The sequence below is a fragment of the Neobacillus niacini genome, assembly GCF_031456445.1.
Classification (GTDB): Bacteria; Bacillota; Bacilli; order Bacillales; family Cytobacillaceae; genus Neobacillus; species Neobacillus niacini_I.
On the sequence record NZ_JAVDUQ010000006.1, the window covers coordinates 64,314 to 84,075 of the forward strand.

The following is a 19,762-nucleotide window of genomic DNA, read 5'->3' on the forward strand; positions in this document are numbered from 1 at the left end:
GATTTCAGCCGGTATTCAGATTACATTCAGCTAATTTTCAGCTTTATAAGCGATAATATCTTTCACTGATTACAGGGGGAATAGAAACGTGAATACAATAGAAGGTATTAAAATTTTACTAGTAGATGATGAGCCGCATATTTTACAATTTTTAGAGTTAGGGCTGGAAAATGAAGGCTTTGAGGTCAAAACAGCGCCAGATGGTTTAACAGGTGTTAATATAGCTCAAGAGTTTCAGCCCCACATCGCGATATTAGATGTCATGATGCCTGGCATGGATGGATTTGAAGTCTGCCGAATGATTCGAAAAAGCGGTGCGCAAACTTCGATTATTATGCTAACGGCAAAGGATGAAGTAGAGGATCGGGTAAAGGGGTTAACGATTGGGGCTGATGACTATGTAATCAAGCCGTTCAGTTTTGAGGAATTATTAGCAAGGATTCATGCCCGTCTCCGTAATCAATTCCCTCATTTGTTTAACGAGGTCACGTACGGACCTTTTAAACTGGATGACCGCAGGAAGGAATTTGTCTATCATGGAAGGGTATTGGAACTTTCGCCTACAGAATATCAACTTCTTAAATTTTTGGTGAGGAACCATGGAATGGTGATGAGCAAAGGAATTATCTTGGATCGGGTATGGGGCTATGATTTCCAAGGGGAAGAGAATATCGTGGAAGTTTATATTCGCTCACTGCGTGATAAATTGAAGGATAAGGAACACCAGCTGATACGGACGATTCGTGGATCAGGTTATCGGGTGGATTTTTAGGTGATGAAAACGATGTTCAAAAAACTATTCTTCCCCCGTTCATTGCGGTATCAGCTTTTAACGCGGACGTTAGTTATTTTAGCCTTGATTCTGCTTGTAATTGGATTAGTGCAATATTGGGTTGCGAAAGACTTCCTTTATCTCAACGAAGCGGAAACGCTTAATGCAAAGCTGATGTCATTGCCTCGAGACATCGGTTTAAATGGAAATCACGGCCCTGCTGATACTAAGCAAAATAGCAACTTTGATACTAATCTTCCCCCCGATAACAAGTTCTTTTTTTTGCAAGATATGTCACTTGCACTCATAGATTCTAATGGTAATTATCAAGATCTTTTGGGAAACAGCAGCCTGCAAGCTCCAAAACTTTCGGAAAAAGAATATCAATCTTTGAGAGAGGATTTTTATAAGCATCAACATATTTCCTACAGAATCGTAAAAAATTCAAACGGAATGGAGCAGTTACTTGTTTTTAGACCAGCAAGAGGAAAACCTGAAGACAATCCTAATCAAGTTCCCGGCGTCGTGCAATTGGGAACTAATACGGCTCCCCTTCAGCATGTCCTGCTACAGCAATTATTTACCTTTATCATTCTTTCAGCTTTGGCCCTAGCCGCGGGACTTGTAATCTATTTACGGGTTCTGAGGAAAACGCTTGTCCCATTATCGAGAATTGTCGGGGCAGTGAAGAAGACCAATGCCGGAAACCTGGCAGAGCGCCTTCCTGTTGAACAGGGGCAAGAGGAAATTGACCGATTGGCTGATTCGTTTAATGCGATGTTAAAGCGAATAGAAAAATCGTTTGATTATGAAAGAGAAACGAAGGAACAAATGAGACGTTTTATTGCAGATGCTTCTCATGAATTACGAACCCCGCTTACCTCCATCCACGGTTTTCTTGAAGTGTTATTGCGAGGGGCAGCTAATCGTCCCGAACAGCTATATAAGGCATTAAATAGTATGCATGGTGAATCAAAGCGGATTATTAAATTGGTGGAAGATTTATTACTTTTGACCAAGCTGGACCAGGCACCCAAATTACAGGTTTCCAGGATTAATCTTTCTGAGTTAATACGGGAAATGGAGCCGCAGTTAAGTGTCTTGGCTGGAGAGCGTACGGTTAATTTTGATGTTACGGAAGGGTTGTTTGGTTCCTATGAAGCGGATAAAATGAAACAGGTGATTCTGAACCTGTTTAACAATGCCGTTCAGCATACAGATTCTTTTGATGGGGTAATCCAGGTGTCTCTTGGAGCATCTGACAAGTTTACGGAGCTTGCTGTTCAGGACAATGGTTCTGGAATGAGCGCTGAAAGCCTCCCTTATATTTTCGACCGTTTTTACCGGGCAGATGCTTCTCGTACAAGGCAATATGGAGGGGCAGGGCTTGGGTTGTCGATAACGAAATCGATTGTGGAGGCACATGGCGGGAGGATTGAGGTTGAGAGCGAGGTTGGAAAAGGTACCATTTTTCGAGTTTGTTTGCCGTTAGGATAATCGGTGTGCATTCTCTCTTTTTTAACTGCTATACGGTCTTTGAAAGGCAAAATTTCATTTAGAAACGGAAAGTATCCCGTTCATTGGCGACACTTTGAACCTGTTCCTCCCTGGTTTTGTCGCCTATTGGGCTTATTAGAGACACTTTCCACTCGTTGCGAACTGATTTTGTCTCCTATCGAGCTTATTGGCGACACTTTTTACTCGTTTCGACCCGGTTTTGTCTCCTATCGAGTTTATTGGCGACACTTTCTACTCGTTTCAACCTGATTTTGTCTCCTATCGGGCTTATTAGCGACATCGTGAACCCGTTCCACCCTGGTTTTGTCGCCTATCGACCTTATTGGCGACACTTTCTACTCGTTTCGACCTGATTTTGTCCCCTATCGAGCTTATTGGCGACACTTCCCTCTCGTTTCGACCCGGTTTTGTCGCCTATCAAGCTTATTGGCGACACTTTCTACTCGTTTCGACCCGGTTTTGTCGCCTATCGAGCTTATTGGCGACACTTTCTACTCGTTTCAACCTGATTTTGTCTCCTATCAAGCTTATTGGCGACACTTTTTACTCGTTTCGACCCGGTTTTGTCGCCTATCGAGCTTATTGGCGACACTTTTTACTCGTTTCAACCCGGTTTTGTCGCCTATCGGGCTTATTGGCGACACTTCCCTCTCGTTTCAACCTGATTTTTTCTCCTATCGAGCTTATTGGCGACACTTCCCTCTCGTTTCAACCTGATTTTTTCTCCTATCGAGCTTATTGGCGACACTTTTTACTCGTTTCGACCCGGTTTTGTCGCCTATCGACCTTATTGGCGACACTTTCTACTCGTTTCGACCTGATTTTGTCCCCTATCGAGCTTATTGGCGACACTTCCCTCTCGTTTCGACCCGGTTTTGTCTCCTATCGGGCTTGGTACGGTTCACCGCACCCAATGTAACGGGAAATTATTTCATTTGGTAAATCTAAAGGGACATAATGCCCCCTATGTTCGTGCATTCTTCTAGCCATTAAGCTTTTTAATAAACACAACTTTAAGGTAGTTTCCTTCCTTAAATTGCTGAATTGCTCTAAAGTCTTGAGGTAATGAAAATTCCTCTTCTATCCTATATTTCCTATTGCTTTCCTTAAATGCAGCATCAATAAACCCTTTGAATTTTTTCATGTCAAACGCAGCACAATTTGTCGAAGCCACAATTACCCCATTATTCTCCGTAATTGCGATCGCTTCTTTCAGGAGATTTTTATAATCCTTTTCTGCACTGAAGGTAAATTTCTTCGACCTTGCAAAACTAGGAGGGTCAAGGATTACCATATCAAATGTTAGTTTCTTCTTACCTGCATATTTAAAATAATGAAAAACATCTTCCACAATAATGTCATGAGCTTCATAATCAATCCCGTTCACACTGAACTGCTCAATTGTCTTCGGTAAACTACGATTAGCCAGATCAACACTTGTGGTTTTTACAGCTCCCCCCATTGCTGCAAAAATAGAAAATGCACCTGTATACGAAAAGGTATTTAATACAGTCTTTCCTTTAGCATACTTATCACGAATCGTCCTTCTCACATCGCGCTGATCAAGAAAAACCCCAACCATAGCTTCTTCGTTTAAATAAACAGCTAAATTAACCCCATTTTCTTTGACAATTATCGGAAACTGTCCTCTTTCTCCAACCACAAATCCGTCTTCTTCAATATATTTTCCCTCTATATTAAAGCGCTTCTTCTGGTAAATTGCTTTATAATCAACTAGATTTTTTAAAGAAGCAAGCACATACTCGCTATATCTATAAATCCCTTTACTGTACCAATTGATTAAGTAATAGCCATCGAAATAATCGATGGTTAAGCCGCCGATTCCATCACCTTCTGCATTAAACACTCGAAAGGCGGTCGTTTCTTGATCTTTAAAAAACGATTTTCTTTTGTCTAATGCAGCTCTAATCTTTTTTTCAAAAAACAATTGGTCAATCTTTTCTGCCTCATTATGCGAAAGCACCCAGCCATACCCTTTGTTTTGCTTACCGTAATAACCTTTACTTATAAATGTATGTTCTTCATCAACAAGGTTAATCAGCATACCTTCTTCTATTAAATCAGATGCGTTGTTAATCACTTGTTTCGATATAAGGGGATAACCTCCCTTATACTTATTAACGAATGTTGCCTTCACTGTTACAATCACTTCTGATTCCATTTTCTCCATCCTTACCTTAAGATACTTTCTATTCTTACATATGTAGACAAAATTTAAAAGAAAAGGCTTGTACTTTCGCCTCCATTGATAAAATTCACTCTTTATTTCTTTGAAGACTGTTAAATTCACCTTTATAAAATGAATTTATCTTTTTTTTACAATAACAGATTGATAGCTGTTAAATAATTTTAATGATAAGTTTTTTGTAAATTCTTGGGCCTCATGGATAAAAGCGGTTAGGACGGGACTAATGTAATCTGATGAACGGACCTCAAGCCCTAAATTTTGGTACACTTGAGGGGATAAGTAGGAAGCAATGACTTTCGGCAAAGTTGAGGGAATTGCCAGCTCCGGAAGTATGGTATTTCCAACCCCTTCTTGTACCATCGCAACGATGGTCGTAATATCGCTGACTTCAAATTGACTGTTTGGGGTTACTCCTTGTTCCTTAAAGATTGCACGAAGTAGACGAGCACATTCCTTTGGCATAATCAGAGGTTCACTGGCGATTTCTTTTACTGTTATAGACGATTGATTTCCCAAAGGGTGTTGCTCCGGAACAATTACAACCATTTTATCCTGTAATAAGGGAATAAATTCAAATTCATGCTTTTCCTCCGTGACCACACCAACATCAACAACCGATAATTTAATCCAATTTTTCACTTCTTCATAATTTCCTTCATAGAGAGTAATTTCTACACCGGGAAATCGTTTTTTAAATGAACTGATCATTCCTGGCAATAGTTTCGTTGCCATGCCGGAAATACTTCCGATTTTTACCGTTCCTGTTTCAAGACCTGTCATTCCATTTGCTTCATTTTCTATTTTTGTTTTAATTGTGATTAAATCTTTAATCAGGCTCGTAATGCGCTCTCCAATTTCTGTAACGCTAACCCCATTTCTGTGTCGGTTTAATAATTTTATATTTAACTCTGATTCCAAAGCTGCAACTGCTTGACTGACAGCAGATTGTGAAAGACCAATTTGCTCCCCTGCTTTTGTAAAACTTTTCGTTTCAACTACCTTTAAGAAAACCTCTAATTGAAATATAGTCATTAGATCCCTCATTGGCTTCCATTAGTATTTACTTATTTAAGGTATTAAAAGTATTAATTTTACTTATAACACAACTCATCATATACTACAATCAAGAATATAAGAAGGGTGGGAATTTTCATGGGTATTTTACACGCTAATGGGCAAGAAATTCTCAGGGAAATCCAAACTAGTCATTCAGTGCTTATCGATTGCTGGGCTCCATGGTGTCCTCCGTGCCGAATGATTGGAGCCGTTTTGGAAGAAATTGATGATGAATTGGAATTAAAAATTGTAAAAGTGAACTCCGATGAAAATGAGGATTTTATAAGTCAATTTCAGGTACTAGGAATACCTACATTATTGTTGTTTAAAGATGGCCATCTGGTGAACAGAATAACAGGATTTCAACCTAAAGCAATGCTGATTGAATCCTTAAAAAAATATAGCTTGCTTGACTAAAGAGTATTTTTCAACAAGTCTTCAGATATTGGTTGATAGCGTTTAAAAAGAAAAGAGGTTAACTCTCCAAAAAACAAAGAGTAAGCCTCTTTCCTTTTAATAGGTAGAAAATATCCCCTTAAATTTGGTGAAATTTAATATCCATTCACAAAATTAGTGATTGTTGCCATTTCGTCTTCTGAAAGTTCCCTCTTTACGTATTTCTCATATTCTTCCTTTATTTCCTGTTGCTTCCCGCTATACGTTTCTGTTAGTCTTGCAATGGTTCTAAGCATGGTGACTTCCTGATTAAATTCCTTTTTTGTAATCGGTTTCCAATGGGAAAGGATGTATGTATCAGCATCAAATGCCTCTAATAAATCTAAAAGTTTAAGTGTTCCGTGAATTGTATAGTTTTCTTTTTTGGAAAAAATATCTGGATAAATGCAGTCACCTAAAAATAGAATTTTTTCTTCCTTGATATACACAATGACAGAGTCTGAGGCATGGTCCCCTCCGACGTGTTGTGCGATACAGGTTACTCCACCAAGGTCTATTTCCACATAATTTTCAAAGACCAAATCTGGTAGAACAATGGTGATATCTCGGTGATCGGTGTATTCCTTCTTTATCGCGTTTGCACAAAATTCAATCTCCGTTCCTTCTTTGACCCTTGCCTCTAATGCCTCGTCTGACCAAGACAGATGAATTAATTTCTCCATCTCCTCTTTCGTTTCTTTGGAAGAAATAGATACTGTATTCGTTAACTCCGCAAGACCAAAGATATGATCCCAATGCCAATGAGTAAGGACAACCAGATCAGGTTTTGGGACTTGCTTTTTTGAAAGTTCTTCCTGAAAATATTGGGCATGGTTTACCGAGTTTCCTGCGTCAATCATTAATGTCTTGTGATCGCCAACCACCATCCCAAGAATCGGCCGGTCGGTCTCAGATATTGGCGTTATATACCAAAACCGTTTACCAATCTTCTCAATCGAATGCATATATTCTTCTCCCTCTTACCTTAAATGTTTTTAATAATTAGGCATATTTTTTGAAAAAGCTTAATCCTTCACTGTCTAATCCTATCATTGAACTATTATAATGTTACACTTGTCAAGAGATCAATTATGTTCAACGATACAGTTGATACGTCCTACAACTCCCCTATAGGTACCATCATTCGGTCGGAACAGCAGCCATAGTGGCTGCTGTTTTATTGAGGAGGTTAAATCTGATTTGGTATCTTCAATCATCAGGCTATTGCTGATTATACCGGTTTTGCTGTTGTATGCTTACTTTTTTTGGTGGGTTTGGATAGGTCCCTTTTCCAGCATCGTCTGGACCAGTAAGATTATTTCTTTGATCCAGAACTTTACCCGTATATTCAATCGGATTGTTCTTTACCATTGTTTCACCTCATTTATGTGGATTAAAAAATACTCTTTTAGCATTCGTTATTCACTCCTCGAAAATTCAGATATAGATTGTTTGCTAAATCAATTTCTAATTAGGTATACAATTATCACAATATTAACTAGCTCAATTTCATTCCTTTATTTTTCCTCGAATCCCTTTTATACATGTTTCACCGCTTGAATTAGGCGTGAATAATCTATTATTAAGTATGGATGATTCACGAAAAATGCAACAGCCTTCGGTTGATGCATTTTTAAAACGTATTTTTGAAGGAAAATTGGTATGGGGGGAAGAGAAATTGAAGATTTACCGGGTAAAAGGAACGGAAAATAAAGTGGAATTGTTAGAAATGACGAATTATGGGATCGTGAAGGTTAAAAATTTAGCAACCAATGAGATCATTGAAATTTCAGAGCAAGCTTTTGAAATCGCATTTGAACCAACGGAATATAAATTTATTGCTACAGTCAGTCCAAAGGAAGAGGTGCTAAAACAGGAAATCACACAGTCTGACATTGATGCAATGATGGAAACTGCCCATGTGGAAATCGTTGAACTTTTTGGCAAATGTACAATGGTTGCAGTTCAACTGGTTAATGGTTTTGTCCTCACAGAATCAACTACGAGCAAAGACTCGGCAAATTACAATAAAGACGAAAATACCCAGATTTGTTTAGAACGAATCAAGCAAAGAATTAGGGAATTAGAAAGCTACAAATATCATGATCATTAAGGGAATAAAAAGGGCCAGTGATGTAAAAATCACTGGTCCTTTCTCATTTGACTGCGGATTTTTACCCTTTGTTAGAGGAAGATGACCTTAAAGTGGATGGTCATTTTTCAGCTAAATTGGATGGTATTTAATCCATTCAGATACGTTATGATGGAATCATAAAGAAAGTATGGTAAGAGGTGCAGCATGAATATAATGTTAGGTTTGGTTACTTTTATTCTAATTATTTCAGTCGTTTTGACCTTATTCATAACCGGGAAGCCCGATGAGGACTATACGAACTCTACAAAAAGAAATACAACTAACTTGACCTTAATCTATGTAGTGATTATTATTATCGCACTGATTTCACTAGGAATCTACATTTGGTTGACTTCCTAAATTAGAATAGTCCACTACTTATTAGGAATACATTAAACGGAGATGATGAATTTTGACATGGGCTGTGGTTTCAATTGTTCTTTTAAGTATTGTTAAAATCTTAATGACCTGTCTTCCAACCGGTCCAGTGGAATGGCTAATCAACAAATTTGAAACTCATACAAAACTTACTGACAGAAATGTTACCGTTACCCTTGGGGAGAAACAGCTTGAAGGTGAAGCCAGAATGGAAGTGCTTCATTCTTTTAACGAAGCTACCTTTTTAAAGAAGCATTATATTTACCCAGGGACAGAGGAATTATATTTATACCCAGTGAACAGTGAACCCCCTTTCGTCTTTGAGACAAAAGAGGGTAATAAAGAGGTTATGATATATGTGTACTGTTCAAATCATCACGTAGAGGTAGTCAAACAGTACAAGAAAAAGGTAGTTGCCTATCGTTTGCTTTCAAAAAGACTACAAAAATGGTCATTTTCTGCTTAATAAGGCTAAAATAAAGACGGTCTTTTCATGACCGCCTTATTTCTTTTCATTTTGAACAGCATTCAGAGCATCAGCAAACCTTTTAATCCCTTCATGTATATTTACTTCATTTTCCCTTGAAAAGGTGAATCGGACATATCCCTTCTCTGACCCCATTGTCGATCCAGGAACATAAATGACCCCTCTTTTAATAGATTCTTCTAAAAGTTGATTTTCGTTAACGTCCTTTTTTATTCTACACCAAATATGAATTCCACCATTCGGAATAAAAAATTCTACCTGTTCTTTTAATAAAGACTGCAGGCTGATGACAATTTGATCTCTCCTGCTCTCTAACTGCTTCACTAAATTCTTCATATGAGATTCAAAATCGCTGGACTCTAAAAAATCATTAGCAATCCATTGCATGTAACTGGCATGTCCGTAATCAACCTGCTGCTTGGCATCTGATAACCGTTCAATCACCGCTCTTGGACCAATAATCCATCCAATCCTCAAACCTGAAGCAACGATTTTCGTCAATGAGCTAATATATAAAACATTCCCATTCCGGTCTAATGATTTGAGCGTTTGCATTTTTTCCCCTGTAAAAGAGGTTAAACTGTACGGATCATCCTCCACTACTGGAATTCCATATTCAGCGGATAATTCCAAAACCTTTTTTCTTCTTTCTTCCGACATTAACCTACCTGTAGGATTTTGAAAAATAGGATTCAAAAAAATCATTCGGATTCGATGTTTTTTATATAAAGAAGCGATATCGTTTGGGTTTACTCCCTCTTTATCCATTTTTAAGGAATAGGTTTTGATTCCTGCTGATTTAAATACAGGCAGATTATAATGATAGGACGGATTTGCTATCGCAACGGCGTCTCCAGGTTTTAATAAACATTGTACGACAAGATGCAAAGCTTGCTGGGCGCCTGAAGTAATTAGGATTGATAATGGGTTTGTTTCTATATTGCGAAATTGTTTTACATGGGCCGTAAGCGTTTGCCGGAGGATTGCATTCCCTTGGGGATGATCATACCCCAAGGTTCCGATAAAGGATCGGCTGGATGTAATCTCTCTTAGGGAGGTCCTTGGAAAAAGATCTTGAGACAATTCCCCACTGGCTAAATTAATTAGCTTATGATCCGTCATTTCTTTATGTATTCTTTGTGTGACTGGCAAATTGGGGAGAAATGAACCTGCCTCAATGTATCGGTTCCAACTTGGTATTCGTTTTTTGGCCATTCCCCAAATATCTTTGCTAACCGTTGTTCCACTGCCTCTATTCCGATCAATGAGTCCGTTTGCTTCCAATTCGTCATAGGCAGCGACGACCGTGCTTCTGTTGATTCCAAGCTCTTTCGCCATGCCCCTTTCAGAAGGCAATGGTTTATCAGGTGGGAAAGTTCCATCAGCAATCCCATTCTCTATGTAGACAGCAAGTTGTTTATAAATAGGTGTTTTCGATTCTCGATCCGGTTTCCAATCCATTTGTTACATCCTTTATTTCGATTTAGATTTAGACTTATACCTATTGTATACTTTTTCAAGGCTTTAAAGTAAGGATGGAATGATCAAGCTTATTAGAGAATCAAGAATTAGGACCAGTGTGTAAATCACTGGCCCTTCAAAATTTGATATCCTTTTATAATCAGCCATAGTACAAAAAGACTCCAAATGATAATAATGAGTGAACCAGCAACCCAATTCTTTGGCTTTCCATTTTTCAGCATTTCTTCTGCTTTCATTTCACACTCAGCGATTACGTTTATAGGAATTATCTTTAATGCAAGCATAATTCCTAACGGTACGATAATGATATCATCAAGGTAGCCAAGAATAGGTACGAAATCGGGTATTAAATCAATCGGACTGAAGGCATAGGCTACAACACCAGCCGTAAAGGTTTTTGCATACCAAGGTACTCTTTTATCTTTACAGGCAAAGTAAAGAATAAATATTTTTCGTTTTAAATTTTTTGCCCAAGTCTTTATTTGACCCATTTGTTTCTCCTTTAAAATGTAACGATTTTATTCATATTATGCCAATTTAGTTCTATCTGATAGTTTTTACAGGAATTTGAAAATACACACATAGTTTTGTATTTTCAGGCAGATGAAGGCCAAATCCCCATGGATAAACAATAGAAATGGTCTTTGGTTAAATTTTTTAATTTCCTTAAATACATTTTTATGGTAAAATATACCTTAATCATAAACAAGGGAAGGTGGAAAATGATTAGAAACATTTTAATAGTATTTTCAGCCCTAAATATTTTTTATATAGGAATATTCCTGTTTTTTGGATTAAAAACTCTGTTATTTAGCGGATTATGGATGTTCATTTTCATTATTGGTATTCTCTTCTCATTATTTTCTTTATTTAGGTACAGAAAAGAACATAATTCCAATGTTTATTGGTCTATATTTGTTTTGGCGGTAAGTATTGGTTCATTCGGGACTTTTGGGTTTACATATTTATTATCACATTTAATGGGTTAATAACATACTTAATTTTTTTCGTTTAGTATCCACCACTCTACTAAAATAAAATTTACTAATAACCCTACCCATATATTAACATTAAGTACTTCTTCGACCATCTTTTCTCTTCCCCCTGGAAGGGAGAAACCGTTTAATAAAGAATAAATTAGGAGTAATACTGGCACCACAAGACGGCCACTTACCGCCACTAACGTAACTCCAAAATTCCGAATCATCCATATTCGGTGCTTTTCCAATTGTTTTCTTACCGCCGTCCGATACCCTTTCCAGCAAGTAAAGAGCCAAATAAGCGATAAAACTAGGAAAGAAACAGCTTTCGAAAAGTTTTCAATATAGAAAGAAATAACTAGAGCAAGTCCTCCACTTATAAAGACACTCATTACATAAACCCTGCCAAAATAGCGATGCAGTGTAGGAGTCTTTATTCGAATTCGATAAATAAATTGGACAAAGCCAGTTATTACCGCAACACATGCCGATATTATATGGGCTACCAAAAGAGGAAATTGTACGGCTGTCGAAGTAATTGACACACGGCTATCGGCAGGATTAAATGTTAAATAGGGAGCCGCAAAAGGAATGATGACTCCAACTGAGATCACAACCAATCCCCACCAACCTCTTTTAGTTTTCAATATTTACACAGTCAGGCTTTTTTGATTGTAAATACTTTTTCTTTCCAATCGACAGCCACCGCCATGAACGTTTCATTAAGTGCATTGAGATTCCAAATAACAACAAGGCATCAATCGTGTGCAGAGCCCGCAGGTATCCGGAAAAAGTTTGAATGGTCATATGTTGTAAAGATGTAAGAACCAATAAGCCTAAAGGGAACCAGCGAAGTCCTCCATGAATTCTTCCCAAAAATGTTAATAGAAATAGGAGTAACGCTATCCCCTCAAAATAATTGGCGAATACTCGATGCAGTTGCCAATCACTAGAATTTACAAACAGCCCCAATCCTGCCAAAAATACTTGAAGGATTACACAATAAAATAAACGGCTGCCAGACCCCCATATATAAGCCTTACCGTGCGAACACGTGGTAATGCTTTTTCATCTTTATTTAACACATTCCCTTTTTTATTTTCCATTTCTCTTCTCCCTTCATTTTCATACAAGGTTCATCTTTTTCTTTTTTCGTTGTCCCCAGGGCTTAAAAACTGAAATCACGAACATCGAAACTAGTGAAATAATCTGAAGGATAATTCCAATCCAAAGCTGCCATTTATTTACTGTAAATGCTGGATTGATCAGTGCGTTTATCCCATCATTCGTTGTCAATGTGACTGCTTTAAGCGTTAAGGTATACATTGCGAATGGTCCCAATATAATCGAGAGCAACGTTAACCCTTCTTTAACGATAATCCAGTAAAATTTGAACAATCCCCATTGAGTCAGCACAGAAAGTAAAATTCCTGTTATTACGGTGCCAATCGTAGAAACACGAACGGATGTCTTCGCAAGCACATGCATGCTGGAAAAACATGCTTTCAGTACCCCTACATTGTTTGTGTTGGCAGCCGTTATACTAAGAATTAGAAAAACGATCGAAACTCCTAGCATGATCGCGGAAAACAATAAATGAAGGATTAACAGCCATTTTCTCTTGGTTAGGCTTAGTCTTTTCATTCAATAGATCTCCTTTCTTCAAAACTATTTCCGTTATTAATGATAATCGTTGTGTCTAAAAGGAATCTAAACCAAATCTAAAAAAAGTATAAAAAATGAAAGAGAAATCCTTCGCTTTTTTAGTAGTTAGGAGAAAAAACTTGAAAATAAGACGGGTGAAAATGTTAACAATCCCTTTCAAAAGTATTGAAATTATTATATTATTATATTATTTTAGAAAAAAACATTTATTAAACATCAAAAAGGAGCAATTTGTATGCAACAAAAAATACCCTTTTCAACGTATGCAGTCATTGGTACGATGTTGTTCGGCCTATTCTTTGGTGCGGGAAATTTGATTTTCCCAATCCAGATGGGGCAACTTGCTGGTACCAACTTTTGGCCGGCATTAATCGGCTTTTTAATCACAGCAATTGGTCTACCCTTTATGGGGATTCTAGCGATTGGTCTATCTGGCAGTAATGGCTTGCGAGATTTAACAAGTCGCGTCCATCCCCTATTTGGAATTGTCTTCGCAATGGCTCTTTACTTAACAATCGGGCCGTTCTTCGCTATTCCACGGACGGCAACAGTACCATTCGTTGTCGGGTTTGAACCGTATATTAATCCATCGCACACAAGTCTTTATCTCGGACTCTTTAGCTTCTTATTTTTTGCAATTGTCTATTATTTTTCATTGAATCCGGCAAAAATCATGGATTATATCGGAAAATATTTAACACCTGCGTTTTTAGTGTTTTTATTCGTATTAATTATCATTGCTATCGTGAAACCAATGGGACACTTTGGAAAACCGACAGGGGACTATAGCGGACTCGCTTTTATAACAGGCTTTAAAGAGGGTTATAACACAATGGATGCCCTTGCCTCCCTCGCATTCGGTATTGTTGTCATCAATGCGATAAAGGGCCAAGGCATCACCGATACGAAAGCTATTGCAAAAGCAACATGGAAATCAGGTATTTTTGCAATGGGGCTCATGATGCTCATTTATGGATTAATTACCTATATGGGTGCATCAAGTGTATCAGCTATAGGGAATTTCAATAATGGCGGACTGATCTTTGCAGCCGTCGCTCAACACTATTTTGGCTCATTCGGTAACATTTTACTGGCAATTATTATTGTACTAGCTTGTTTAAAAACGAGCATTGGGCTGATTACATCATGCAGCGAATTTTTCCATTCCGTTTTTCCGAAAGTAAGCTATAAATGGTTCGTGGCAATTCTATGTCTTGTTTCGTTTATAATTGCAAACTTCGGCTTAAACAATATCATTCAATTCGCGATCCCAGTATTAATGTTCTTATATCCGCTGGCCATTGTTCTGATCTTATTGGCACTTTTCTCACCATTATTTGGCCATAAAAGAAGTGTTTATGCAATGGCGATGCTTCTAACCTTTTTTATAAGTATCTTGGACGGCTATAGCACATTAGTCACCAGCTTACCTGGAGCGACTGTTTCTTTGTTCGAATCTATAAAAACGTTTTATGTCCATTATTTGCCACTTTACGATATTGGTCTTGGATGGATATTACCAGCAGTAGTGGGAGCTATGGTCGGCTATTTGTGGCCCACCCGTCTTAAAAAAATTGAAACACAATAATGGAGTTCTGCAACAGAAGTAAGGGCAATGAGGTAGAAAAAACCTCTTTTATAAGAAATACATTTAGAATAACAAGAAAGGGTCATCAAATCGGTTACCATTTGATGACCCTTTTCTAATGTTGATTATATTTGTATTGGTTCTTTTTTGGCAGAAACCATCAGAATCGGGATGTTCTTCACTTGGCAGATTCTCCTGCAAATTTCAAAGCCGTCCGTATATAAACGGCTGGTACCAAAATGAACACTGTCGCTAATATATACAGCAAACAATTGATAAATGGGGATCCCACTTTTTCCGACTGGTAAAATCTTTTTAAAAATGAAATAAAAAAATAATCCTCGTTCCTTTTCCCATTAATACAACATTGGAAACCCTTTCTTACCACGATTTACTCCCTCACGCAACAAAATACTTATCCTAAAAATTTAAAAAATATGTTATATTCAAGTAAATCAAAATTTGAGGTGAGTTCATAATGAAACTACAAACAAAGCGTGCCTATAATTTTAATGCTGGTCCCTCTGCCTTACCTATTTCCGTCCTGGAAAAAGCACAACAGGAATTAATTGATTTTCGCGGTACCGGTATGTCTGTGATGGAGCTTAGTCACCGTAGCAAAGCGTATGAGGAGGTACATAATCAGGCAATTAGCAATTTAAGAGAATTACTGTCTATTCCTGAAAACTATGAAGTGCTTTTCCTTCAAGGTGGAGCAAGTCTTCAATTTTCAATGATTCCGATGAATTTTTTACAACCTGGAAAACAAGCTGCCTATGTAATGACAGGTTCTTGGTCGGAAAAAGCTTTTAAAGAAACTTCTCTATTCGGAGAAGCTTACCAAGCAGCTTCCACGAAAGACGACAAATATCGCAGCATTCCTAAGCTTGATGAATTGCAGTATAAAGAAGATGATGCTTATGTGCACATTACATCCAACAATACGATTTATGGCACACAATGGCAGGAATACCCGGACACTGGGAATGTTCCATTGATTGCGGATATGTCCAGTGATATTCTTTCAAGGCCAATTGATGTCAGCAAATTTGCGCTTATTTACGCCGGTGCCCAGAAAAACCTTGGACCATCAGGTGTAACCGTAGTGATTATTCGCAAAGATTTCCTTGAACAAGCGAACACCAATATTCCAACGATGTTAAAATACAGCACGCAGGCTAAAAATAACTCATTGTATAACACACCGCCAACATTTGGCATTTACATGCTCGGCGAAGTCCTGAACTGGGCTCAAGAATTGGGTGGAATTGAGGCGATTACTGAGCTAAATGAGAAAAAAGCAAAACTCGTTTATGACGCTATTGACTCAAGTGAAGGATTTTACATTGGACATGCGGAAGCAGACAGCCGTTCATTGATGAACATTACCTTCAACTTAAAAGATGAAGAACTAGAAAAGAAATTCTTAGAGCAAGCAAAACAAGAAGGCTTTGTCGGAGTCAACGGCCACCGCTCCATCGGCGGCTGCCGCGTATCTACTTACAATGCCGTACCTTATGAAGCTTGTCAGGCATTTAGTGAATTTATGGTGAAGTTCCAAAAAGAAAATATCTAAGAATAAAAATGAGACTGCTTAAGTCCTAGCAGTCTCATTTTTCATTTCAATTCTTTTTCCAAAACAAGCCGGAACATTTCAAACAATAGGAAGTTAAAAAAGATCCAAACACCTCCATAAACATATCCACCCATTAAATCACTAGGGAGTATATCGGTTGCTAAGATGTTGGCAATGGTAACACCTAATAATAAAATAATGCCAAATATAGGAACAAATACGGTCATAGGTAAGCTTTTCGAATGACGGACAAGTAAAAAGATGCATGATCCGAATACAATGATCAAAACCATTGCATTTAAATCAGGAAAGTCAGCTGAGTGAAATTTCCCAATAAATCCAAAGGATTGAAGATAAGAAAATGCCTCCATCAGGGTATCATGAAAAGGTTTTGCCCCAATGATGGTTACGACAAGTAAAAGATACTCCAACCCCCTATTCCTTCCTCTTCGCCAGATCTGAAGGGTGGTTATTACAATTGCGACGCCAAGAAAATATGGCGATTGTAAGCCTAAAAATCCTTTCGTCCAACCTAAATAAAATGCGGACTTAATTAGATATACCGTTACTTCATTGAATTCTGTAAAGTCATTTGCCAGATAGTCCTGAGCAATGCTGAGCATTAAGGTGACCATTCCAATAAAGGCGAGAGTTAGAAAAATTAGAAAGATTTCGGTTGCGCGAATCGTTTTAAACCGGAAGATTAACCATTTCACGAAACGAATGAAAAAGTCCTTAATTTGATTTTTATAAAACCGGTATAACAAATATGCTACTAACAATACAGCAAAAATGATAATGAAAATGATAAAATATTTACTTGCTGCTTGATGGAAAACCTGCCAGCGGGGACCCAATACTTTTCCTAATGTAATAAAGCATAATCCCCATAAAAATGAACCAATGTAGGCTGGTATGAAAAACTTGCGAAATGGCATTCTTGAAATCCCCGATATATAACCGGTGAAATGTCGAATTCCCGGAATGAAATAAGCAATGACCAATAATTTACTGCCTGATCGTTCAAACCAGGCCGCTGTTTTTTTGTATCGTTCAGGTCCAAGATGAATATATTTCCCATATCTTTCGATTAGTTTATATCCCCCTGCCCTCCCAATCCAATACGTAGCCGTAATCCCCGCACCACCTGCTAAAAAGACGGTGAGCAGTGCCAAAATGTAATTCATCTTTCCCTGAAAGACAAAGTACCCTGCGTAGCTCATTAAAAACTCCCCAGAAATAGGCAGAGCCATGAGTTCTAGAAATATCCCAATAAATAGAATCAGATAACTGTGTTGTTCAAATAAAGTGATTAAATGTGACATAGAAATGCCTCCAAATTTAAAAGAGAAATAAGCTAATTTGAACAATCTCCAAATTTAACTCTATTAACAATGTAGCATGAATGATGAATACAATTTGCATCTTCATGAATTATTAATTCTTTATTCAGTGAAAGTACAAGTTCATTTTATAAACATAAGATGCCCGATTATGGAGACAAAGAATCTTTTTAAAAATCATGACAGAAACCTATATAGCTGCAAAAAAAATTGGGCTTTATTCATAAAATTGGGGGAGGTAAAACAATGAAAAGATTGGTAGAGGCAACCATGCAAAGAGCCATTCTATGGAAATCGTCCCGGAGAGAAAATTGCTCAATTCCGTGATTAATCCTTTTACTACACCCGGCTCACGGTCTCACCTGATTGATATTCATCGTAGTAACTGACGGGTAAGACCAAAAGCTTCTTCCATAATCGTTCCCGAATACGGGCCACAACGGATTGACCGATGTGATTAAGCAAGTAGATAGATATTTCGCTCGCAGCAGCCTGAATCAATAACGATGCCGCAAGGCTAAAAGCGATGGAGCTTAAGAAGTGGAAAATAAACGGGCTAAAGGAGAAAATAAATAATATAAAGTGGAAAATAAAATCAAAATTCGCCTAATGAAGTATTTAAAAACCCAGTTCACTGGAAATATACGGGATTTATTGGGTGATTTCAGTAGAAAAGTTACCTAAGCCAAGCCCAAAGCCTGGCTTTTTAACAGAAAACCTGGAGAGTGGAAAATAAAATAGCCAAAGTGGAAAATAAATGCTTGAAAACGGCAAATAACTTCAAAAAGTGGAAAATAAATTTTTAGAAAGAAAAAATTTTACACAGGTCCGTGTTTTTTTCATAAAAAAATACGGATAACTAATGGTTATCCGTGCCTTCTATCAATATTTCTCCTATATACCTAATGTTTTATCCAACAAATTTAACATATCTCTCAAATCAAACGGTGCTTCACGCTTTACCATATCCGCAAATTGCGAGACAAGCTTCAAGGTTTCGATGCTTTGAACTGGAAAGTCCCCTGCAGCACTTTCAGCAGATAGCATCACAGCGTTCGTTCCATCCATCACCGCCTGGAACACATCCATAACTTCCGCTCTTGTTGGCAGCGGATTTTCTACCATAGATTGCAACATCTGAGTCGCTGTTATAACAAAAGTATCATTCCGATTACATTCGGCAATCATCGCTTTTTGCAGCAACGGAATCCATTGATAAGGAAGTTCAACACCCAAGTCACCACGTGCAATCATTACTCCTTCTGCCTCCGAGCAAATTTCTTGAAAATTGTGAAGTGCCTCCATCGTTTCAATTTTTGCCACCAGTTTAGATCCCTGTTCCCTGCCAATGAAATTTCGTACCTCTTGAAGATGCGAGGCCTTCCTTACAAAAGAGCAGGCAATGAAATTTACCTCTTGTTTTAATAGAAATTGAATATCTTGTTGATCTTTTTCGGTAATAGCAGGCAAGCTCGTTACAATTCCCGGGAGATTTACGCCCTTATGAGAGGAAATATCGCCGCCTCTTTTGACGGTTGTTACCACTTTCGCTGGCTCAACATCCGTAACCGTTAATTCCACCGCTCCATCATTTAATAAAATTCGATTGTCAGGTATAACATCCTTCACTAGCCCCTGGTAATCCACACTAGCCTGTTGTTCATTTCCTGTTACTTCGTCGATATATAGTGTGAAGGTTTTTCCCGGCTTTAGGGTTACTTTTTCTCCTTCAATTTTCCCTAAACGTATTTTTGGCCCCTGAAGGTCACCCAATATTTTAATCGGCTTGCACGTCTCTTTACTTAGAGATTTTATCAGTCGAATTACATTTCCATGACTCTCGTGGGTGCCATGAGAGAAGTTCAATCGCGCTATAGTCATTCCATGATTAATTAACTCACGAAGAGTATCTTCATCATCACTGGCTGGTCCAATGGTACAAATACAATCGATTGACATTGAATCACCTCACATTATTAATTAAGATTATTGTCCCCTATAAATGGCAATTATCCGATTAGAAGTAAGTCTCTACATGGCGCAAACTAAAACACCAACCAAAAATTGGTTGGTGTTTTATGGTAGAATCCGCAAGTTAGGGATCACTATCGAAAATTGGAAATCGTTTTTCGATAATTG

The 19,762-nt window shown here is 37.9% G+C and carries 19 protein-coding genes and 1 pseudogene; 8 read left to right on the forward strand and 12 right to left on the reverse strand.

All coding sequences use genetic code 11. The features are described 5' to 3' along the window. The first annotated feature begins 88 nt into the window (after nucleotides 1-88). The gene (locus J2Y67_RS08065; protein ID WP_310172653.1) at nucleotides 89-772 is read left to right on the forward strand and encodes a response regulator transcription factor; all 684 of its coding nucleotides are present in this window, start codon (nucleotides 89-91) and stop codon (nucleotides 770-772) included. Between the two features lie 3 nt (nucleotides 773-775). Further along, entirely contained in the window at nucleotides 776-2,269 is a 1,494-nt protein-coding gene (locus J2Y67_RS08070) for a sensor histidine kinase (protein WP_310172846.1), read from the forward strand. 1,003 nt (nucleotides 2,270-3,272) lie between these two features. On the opposite strand, the gene J2Y67_RS08075 is transcribed toward J2Y67_RS08070, so the two are convergent. Then, on the reverse strand, nucleotides 3,273-4,472 hold the full coding sequence (locus tag J2Y67_RS08075) for a class I SAM-dependent rRNA methyltransferase (protein WP_310172657.1): 1,200 nt from the start codon (nucleotides 4,470-4,472) through the stop codon (nucleotides 3,273-3,275). Between the two features lie 144 nt (nucleotides 4,473-4,616). Then, nucleotides 4,617-5,531, reverse strand: coding sequence for a LysR family transcriptional regulator (locus J2Y67_RS08080; protein WP_310172659.1), 915 nt, complete (start codon nucleotides 5,529-5,531; stop codon nucleotides 4,617-4,619). A gap of 120 nt (nucleotides 5,532-5,651) precedes the next feature. Between J2Y67_RS08080 and J2Y67_RS08085 the strand changes: the two genes are divergently transcribed. Then, nucleotides 5,652-5,972, forward strand: a complete 321-nt coding sequence (locus J2Y67_RS08085; RefSeq protein ID WP_310172661.1) for a thioredoxin family protein — start codon at nucleotides 5,652-5,654, stop codon at nucleotides 5,970-5,972. Between the two features lie 134 nt (nucleotides 5,973-6,106). Here J2Y67_RS08085 and J2Y67_RS08090 read toward each other — a convergent pair whose 3' ends face one another. Further along, nucleotides 6,107-6,955 carry an MBL fold metallo-hydrolase gene (locus J2Y67_RS08090; RefSeq protein ID WP_310172664.1) on the reverse strand — a complete coding sequence of 283 codons (849 nt, stop codon included), beginning with the start codon at nucleotides 6,953-6,955 and terminating at the stop codon, nucleotides 6,107-6,109. A gap of 256 nt (nucleotides 6,956-7,211) precedes the next feature. Further along, nucleotides 7,212-7,361, reverse strand: a complete 150-nt coding sequence (locus J2Y67_RS08095) for a hypothetical protein (protein WP_310172667.1) — start codon at nucleotides 7,359-7,361, stop codon at nucleotides 7,212-7,214. A 196-nt stretch (nucleotides 7,362-7,557) separates the two neighbouring features. Between J2Y67_RS08095 and J2Y67_RS08100 the strand changes: the two genes are divergently transcribed. The 3 genes from J2Y67_RS08100 to J2Y67_RS08110 all read left to right on the forward strand — a co-directional run bounded on the left by J2Y67_RS08100 (nucleotide 7,558) and on the right by J2Y67_RS08110 (nucleotide 8,968). Beyond that, nucleotides 7,558-8,103, forward strand: a complete 546-nt coding sequence (locus J2Y67_RS08100; protein WP_310172669.1) for a Gp49 family protein — start codon at nucleotides 7,558-7,560, stop codon at nucleotides 8,101-8,103. Nucleotides 8,104-8,289: 186 nt separating this feature from the next. Then, nucleotides 8,290-8,484 (forward strand): hypothetical protein, encoded by a 195-nt coding sequence (locus J2Y67_RS08105; protein ID WP_310172672.1) that lies wholly within the window; start codon nucleotides 8,290-8,292, stop codon nucleotides 8,482-8,484. A 52-nt stretch (nucleotides 8,485-8,536) separates the two neighbouring features. Continuing rightward, nucleotides 8,537-8,968 carry a YfmQ family protein gene (locus J2Y67_RS08110; RefSeq protein ID WP_310172675.1) on the forward strand — a complete coding sequence of 144 codons (432 nt, stop codon included), beginning with the start codon at nucleotides 8,537-8,539 and terminating at the stop codon, nucleotides 8,966-8,968. Nucleotides 8,969-9,004: 36 nt separating this feature from the next. Here J2Y67_RS08110 and pdxR read toward each other — a convergent pair whose 3' ends face one another. The 5 genes from pdxR to J2Y67_RS08135 all read right to left on the reverse strand — a co-directional run bounded on the left by pdxR (nucleotide 9,005) and on the right by J2Y67_RS08135 (nucleotide 13,095). After that, nucleotides 9,005-10,450 carry a MocR-like pyridoxine biosynthesis transcription factor PdxR gene (gene pdxR / locus J2Y67_RS08115; protein WP_310172676.1) on the reverse strand — a complete coding sequence of 482 codons (1,446 nt, stop codon included), beginning with the start codon at nucleotides 10,448-10,450 and terminating at the stop codon, nucleotides 9,005-9,007. 125 nt (nucleotides 10,451-10,575) lie between these two features. Continuing rightward, complete coding sequence (locus J2Y67_RS08120) at nucleotides 10,576-10,962, reverse strand: YkvA family protein (RefSeq protein WP_310172678.1); 387 nt, start codon at nucleotides 10,960-10,962, stop codon at nucleotides 10,576-10,578. A 506-nt stretch (nucleotides 10,963-11,468) separates the two neighbouring features. Then, nucleotides 11,469-12,065 carry a DUF2306 domain-containing protein gene (locus tag J2Y67_RS08125; protein ID WP_310172682.1) on the reverse strand — a complete coding sequence of 199 codons (597 nt, stop codon included), beginning with the start codon at nucleotides 12,063-12,065 and terminating at the stop codon, nucleotides 11,469-11,471. 22 nt (nucleotides 12,066-12,087) lie between these two features. Then, nucleotides 12,088-12,432 carry a DUF6220 domain-containing protein gene (locus tag J2Y67_RS08130; protein WP_310172685.1) on the reverse strand — a complete coding sequence of 115 codons (345 nt, stop codon included), beginning with the start codon at nucleotides 12,430-12,432 and terminating at the stop codon, nucleotides 12,088-12,090. A 144-nt stretch (nucleotides 12,433-12,576) separates the two neighbouring features. After that, complete coding sequence (locus J2Y67_RS08135; protein WP_310172687.1) at nucleotides 12,577-13,095, reverse strand: hypothetical protein; 519 nt, start codon at nucleotides 13,093-13,095, stop codon at nucleotides 12,577-12,579. Nucleotides 13,096-13,351: 256 nt separating this feature from the next. Between J2Y67_RS08135 and brnQ the strand changes: the two genes are divergently transcribed. Beyond that, complete coding sequence (gene brnQ / locus J2Y67_RS08140) at nucleotides 13,352-14,704, forward strand: branched-chain amino acid transport system II carrier protein (protein WP_310172690.1); 1,353 nt, start codon at nucleotides 13,352-13,354, stop codon at nucleotides 14,702-14,704. Between the two features lie 478 nt (nucleotides 14,705-15,182). Continuing rightward, nucleotides 15,183-16,280: a 3-phosphoserine/phosphohydroxythreonine transaminase gene (serC, locus tag J2Y67_RS08145; RefSeq protein ID WP_310172693.1), complete on the forward strand. Its 1,098-nt coding sequence runs from the start codon at nucleotides 15,183-15,185 to the stop codon at nucleotides 16,278-16,280. 41 nt (nucleotides 16,281-16,321) lie between these two features. On the opposite strand, the gene J2Y67_RS08150 is transcribed toward serC, so the two are convergent. The 3 genes and pseudogenes from J2Y67_RS08150 to pyk form a co-directional block, all read right to left on the reverse strand. Beyond that, on the reverse strand, nucleotides 16,322-17,605 hold the full coding sequence (locus J2Y67_RS08150; protein WP_310172696.1) for a VTT domain-containing protein: 1,284 nt from the start codon (nucleotides 17,603-17,605) through the stop codon (nucleotides 16,322-16,324). A 304-nt stretch (nucleotides 17,606-17,909) separates the two neighbouring features. Further along, nucleotides 17,910-18,142: pseudogene (locus J2Y67_RS08155) on the reverse strand (ABC transporter transmembrane domain-containing protein); the annotation flags it as partial. Between the two features lie 375 nt (nucleotides 18,143-18,517). Further along, a complete protein-coding gene (gene pyk / locus J2Y67_RS08160) occupies nucleotides 18,518-19,582 on the reverse strand; it encodes a pyruvate kinase (RefSeq protein WP_310172699.1) in 1,065 nt (354 codons plus the stop codon). Nucleotides 19,583-19,762 lie beyond the last annotated feature (180 nt).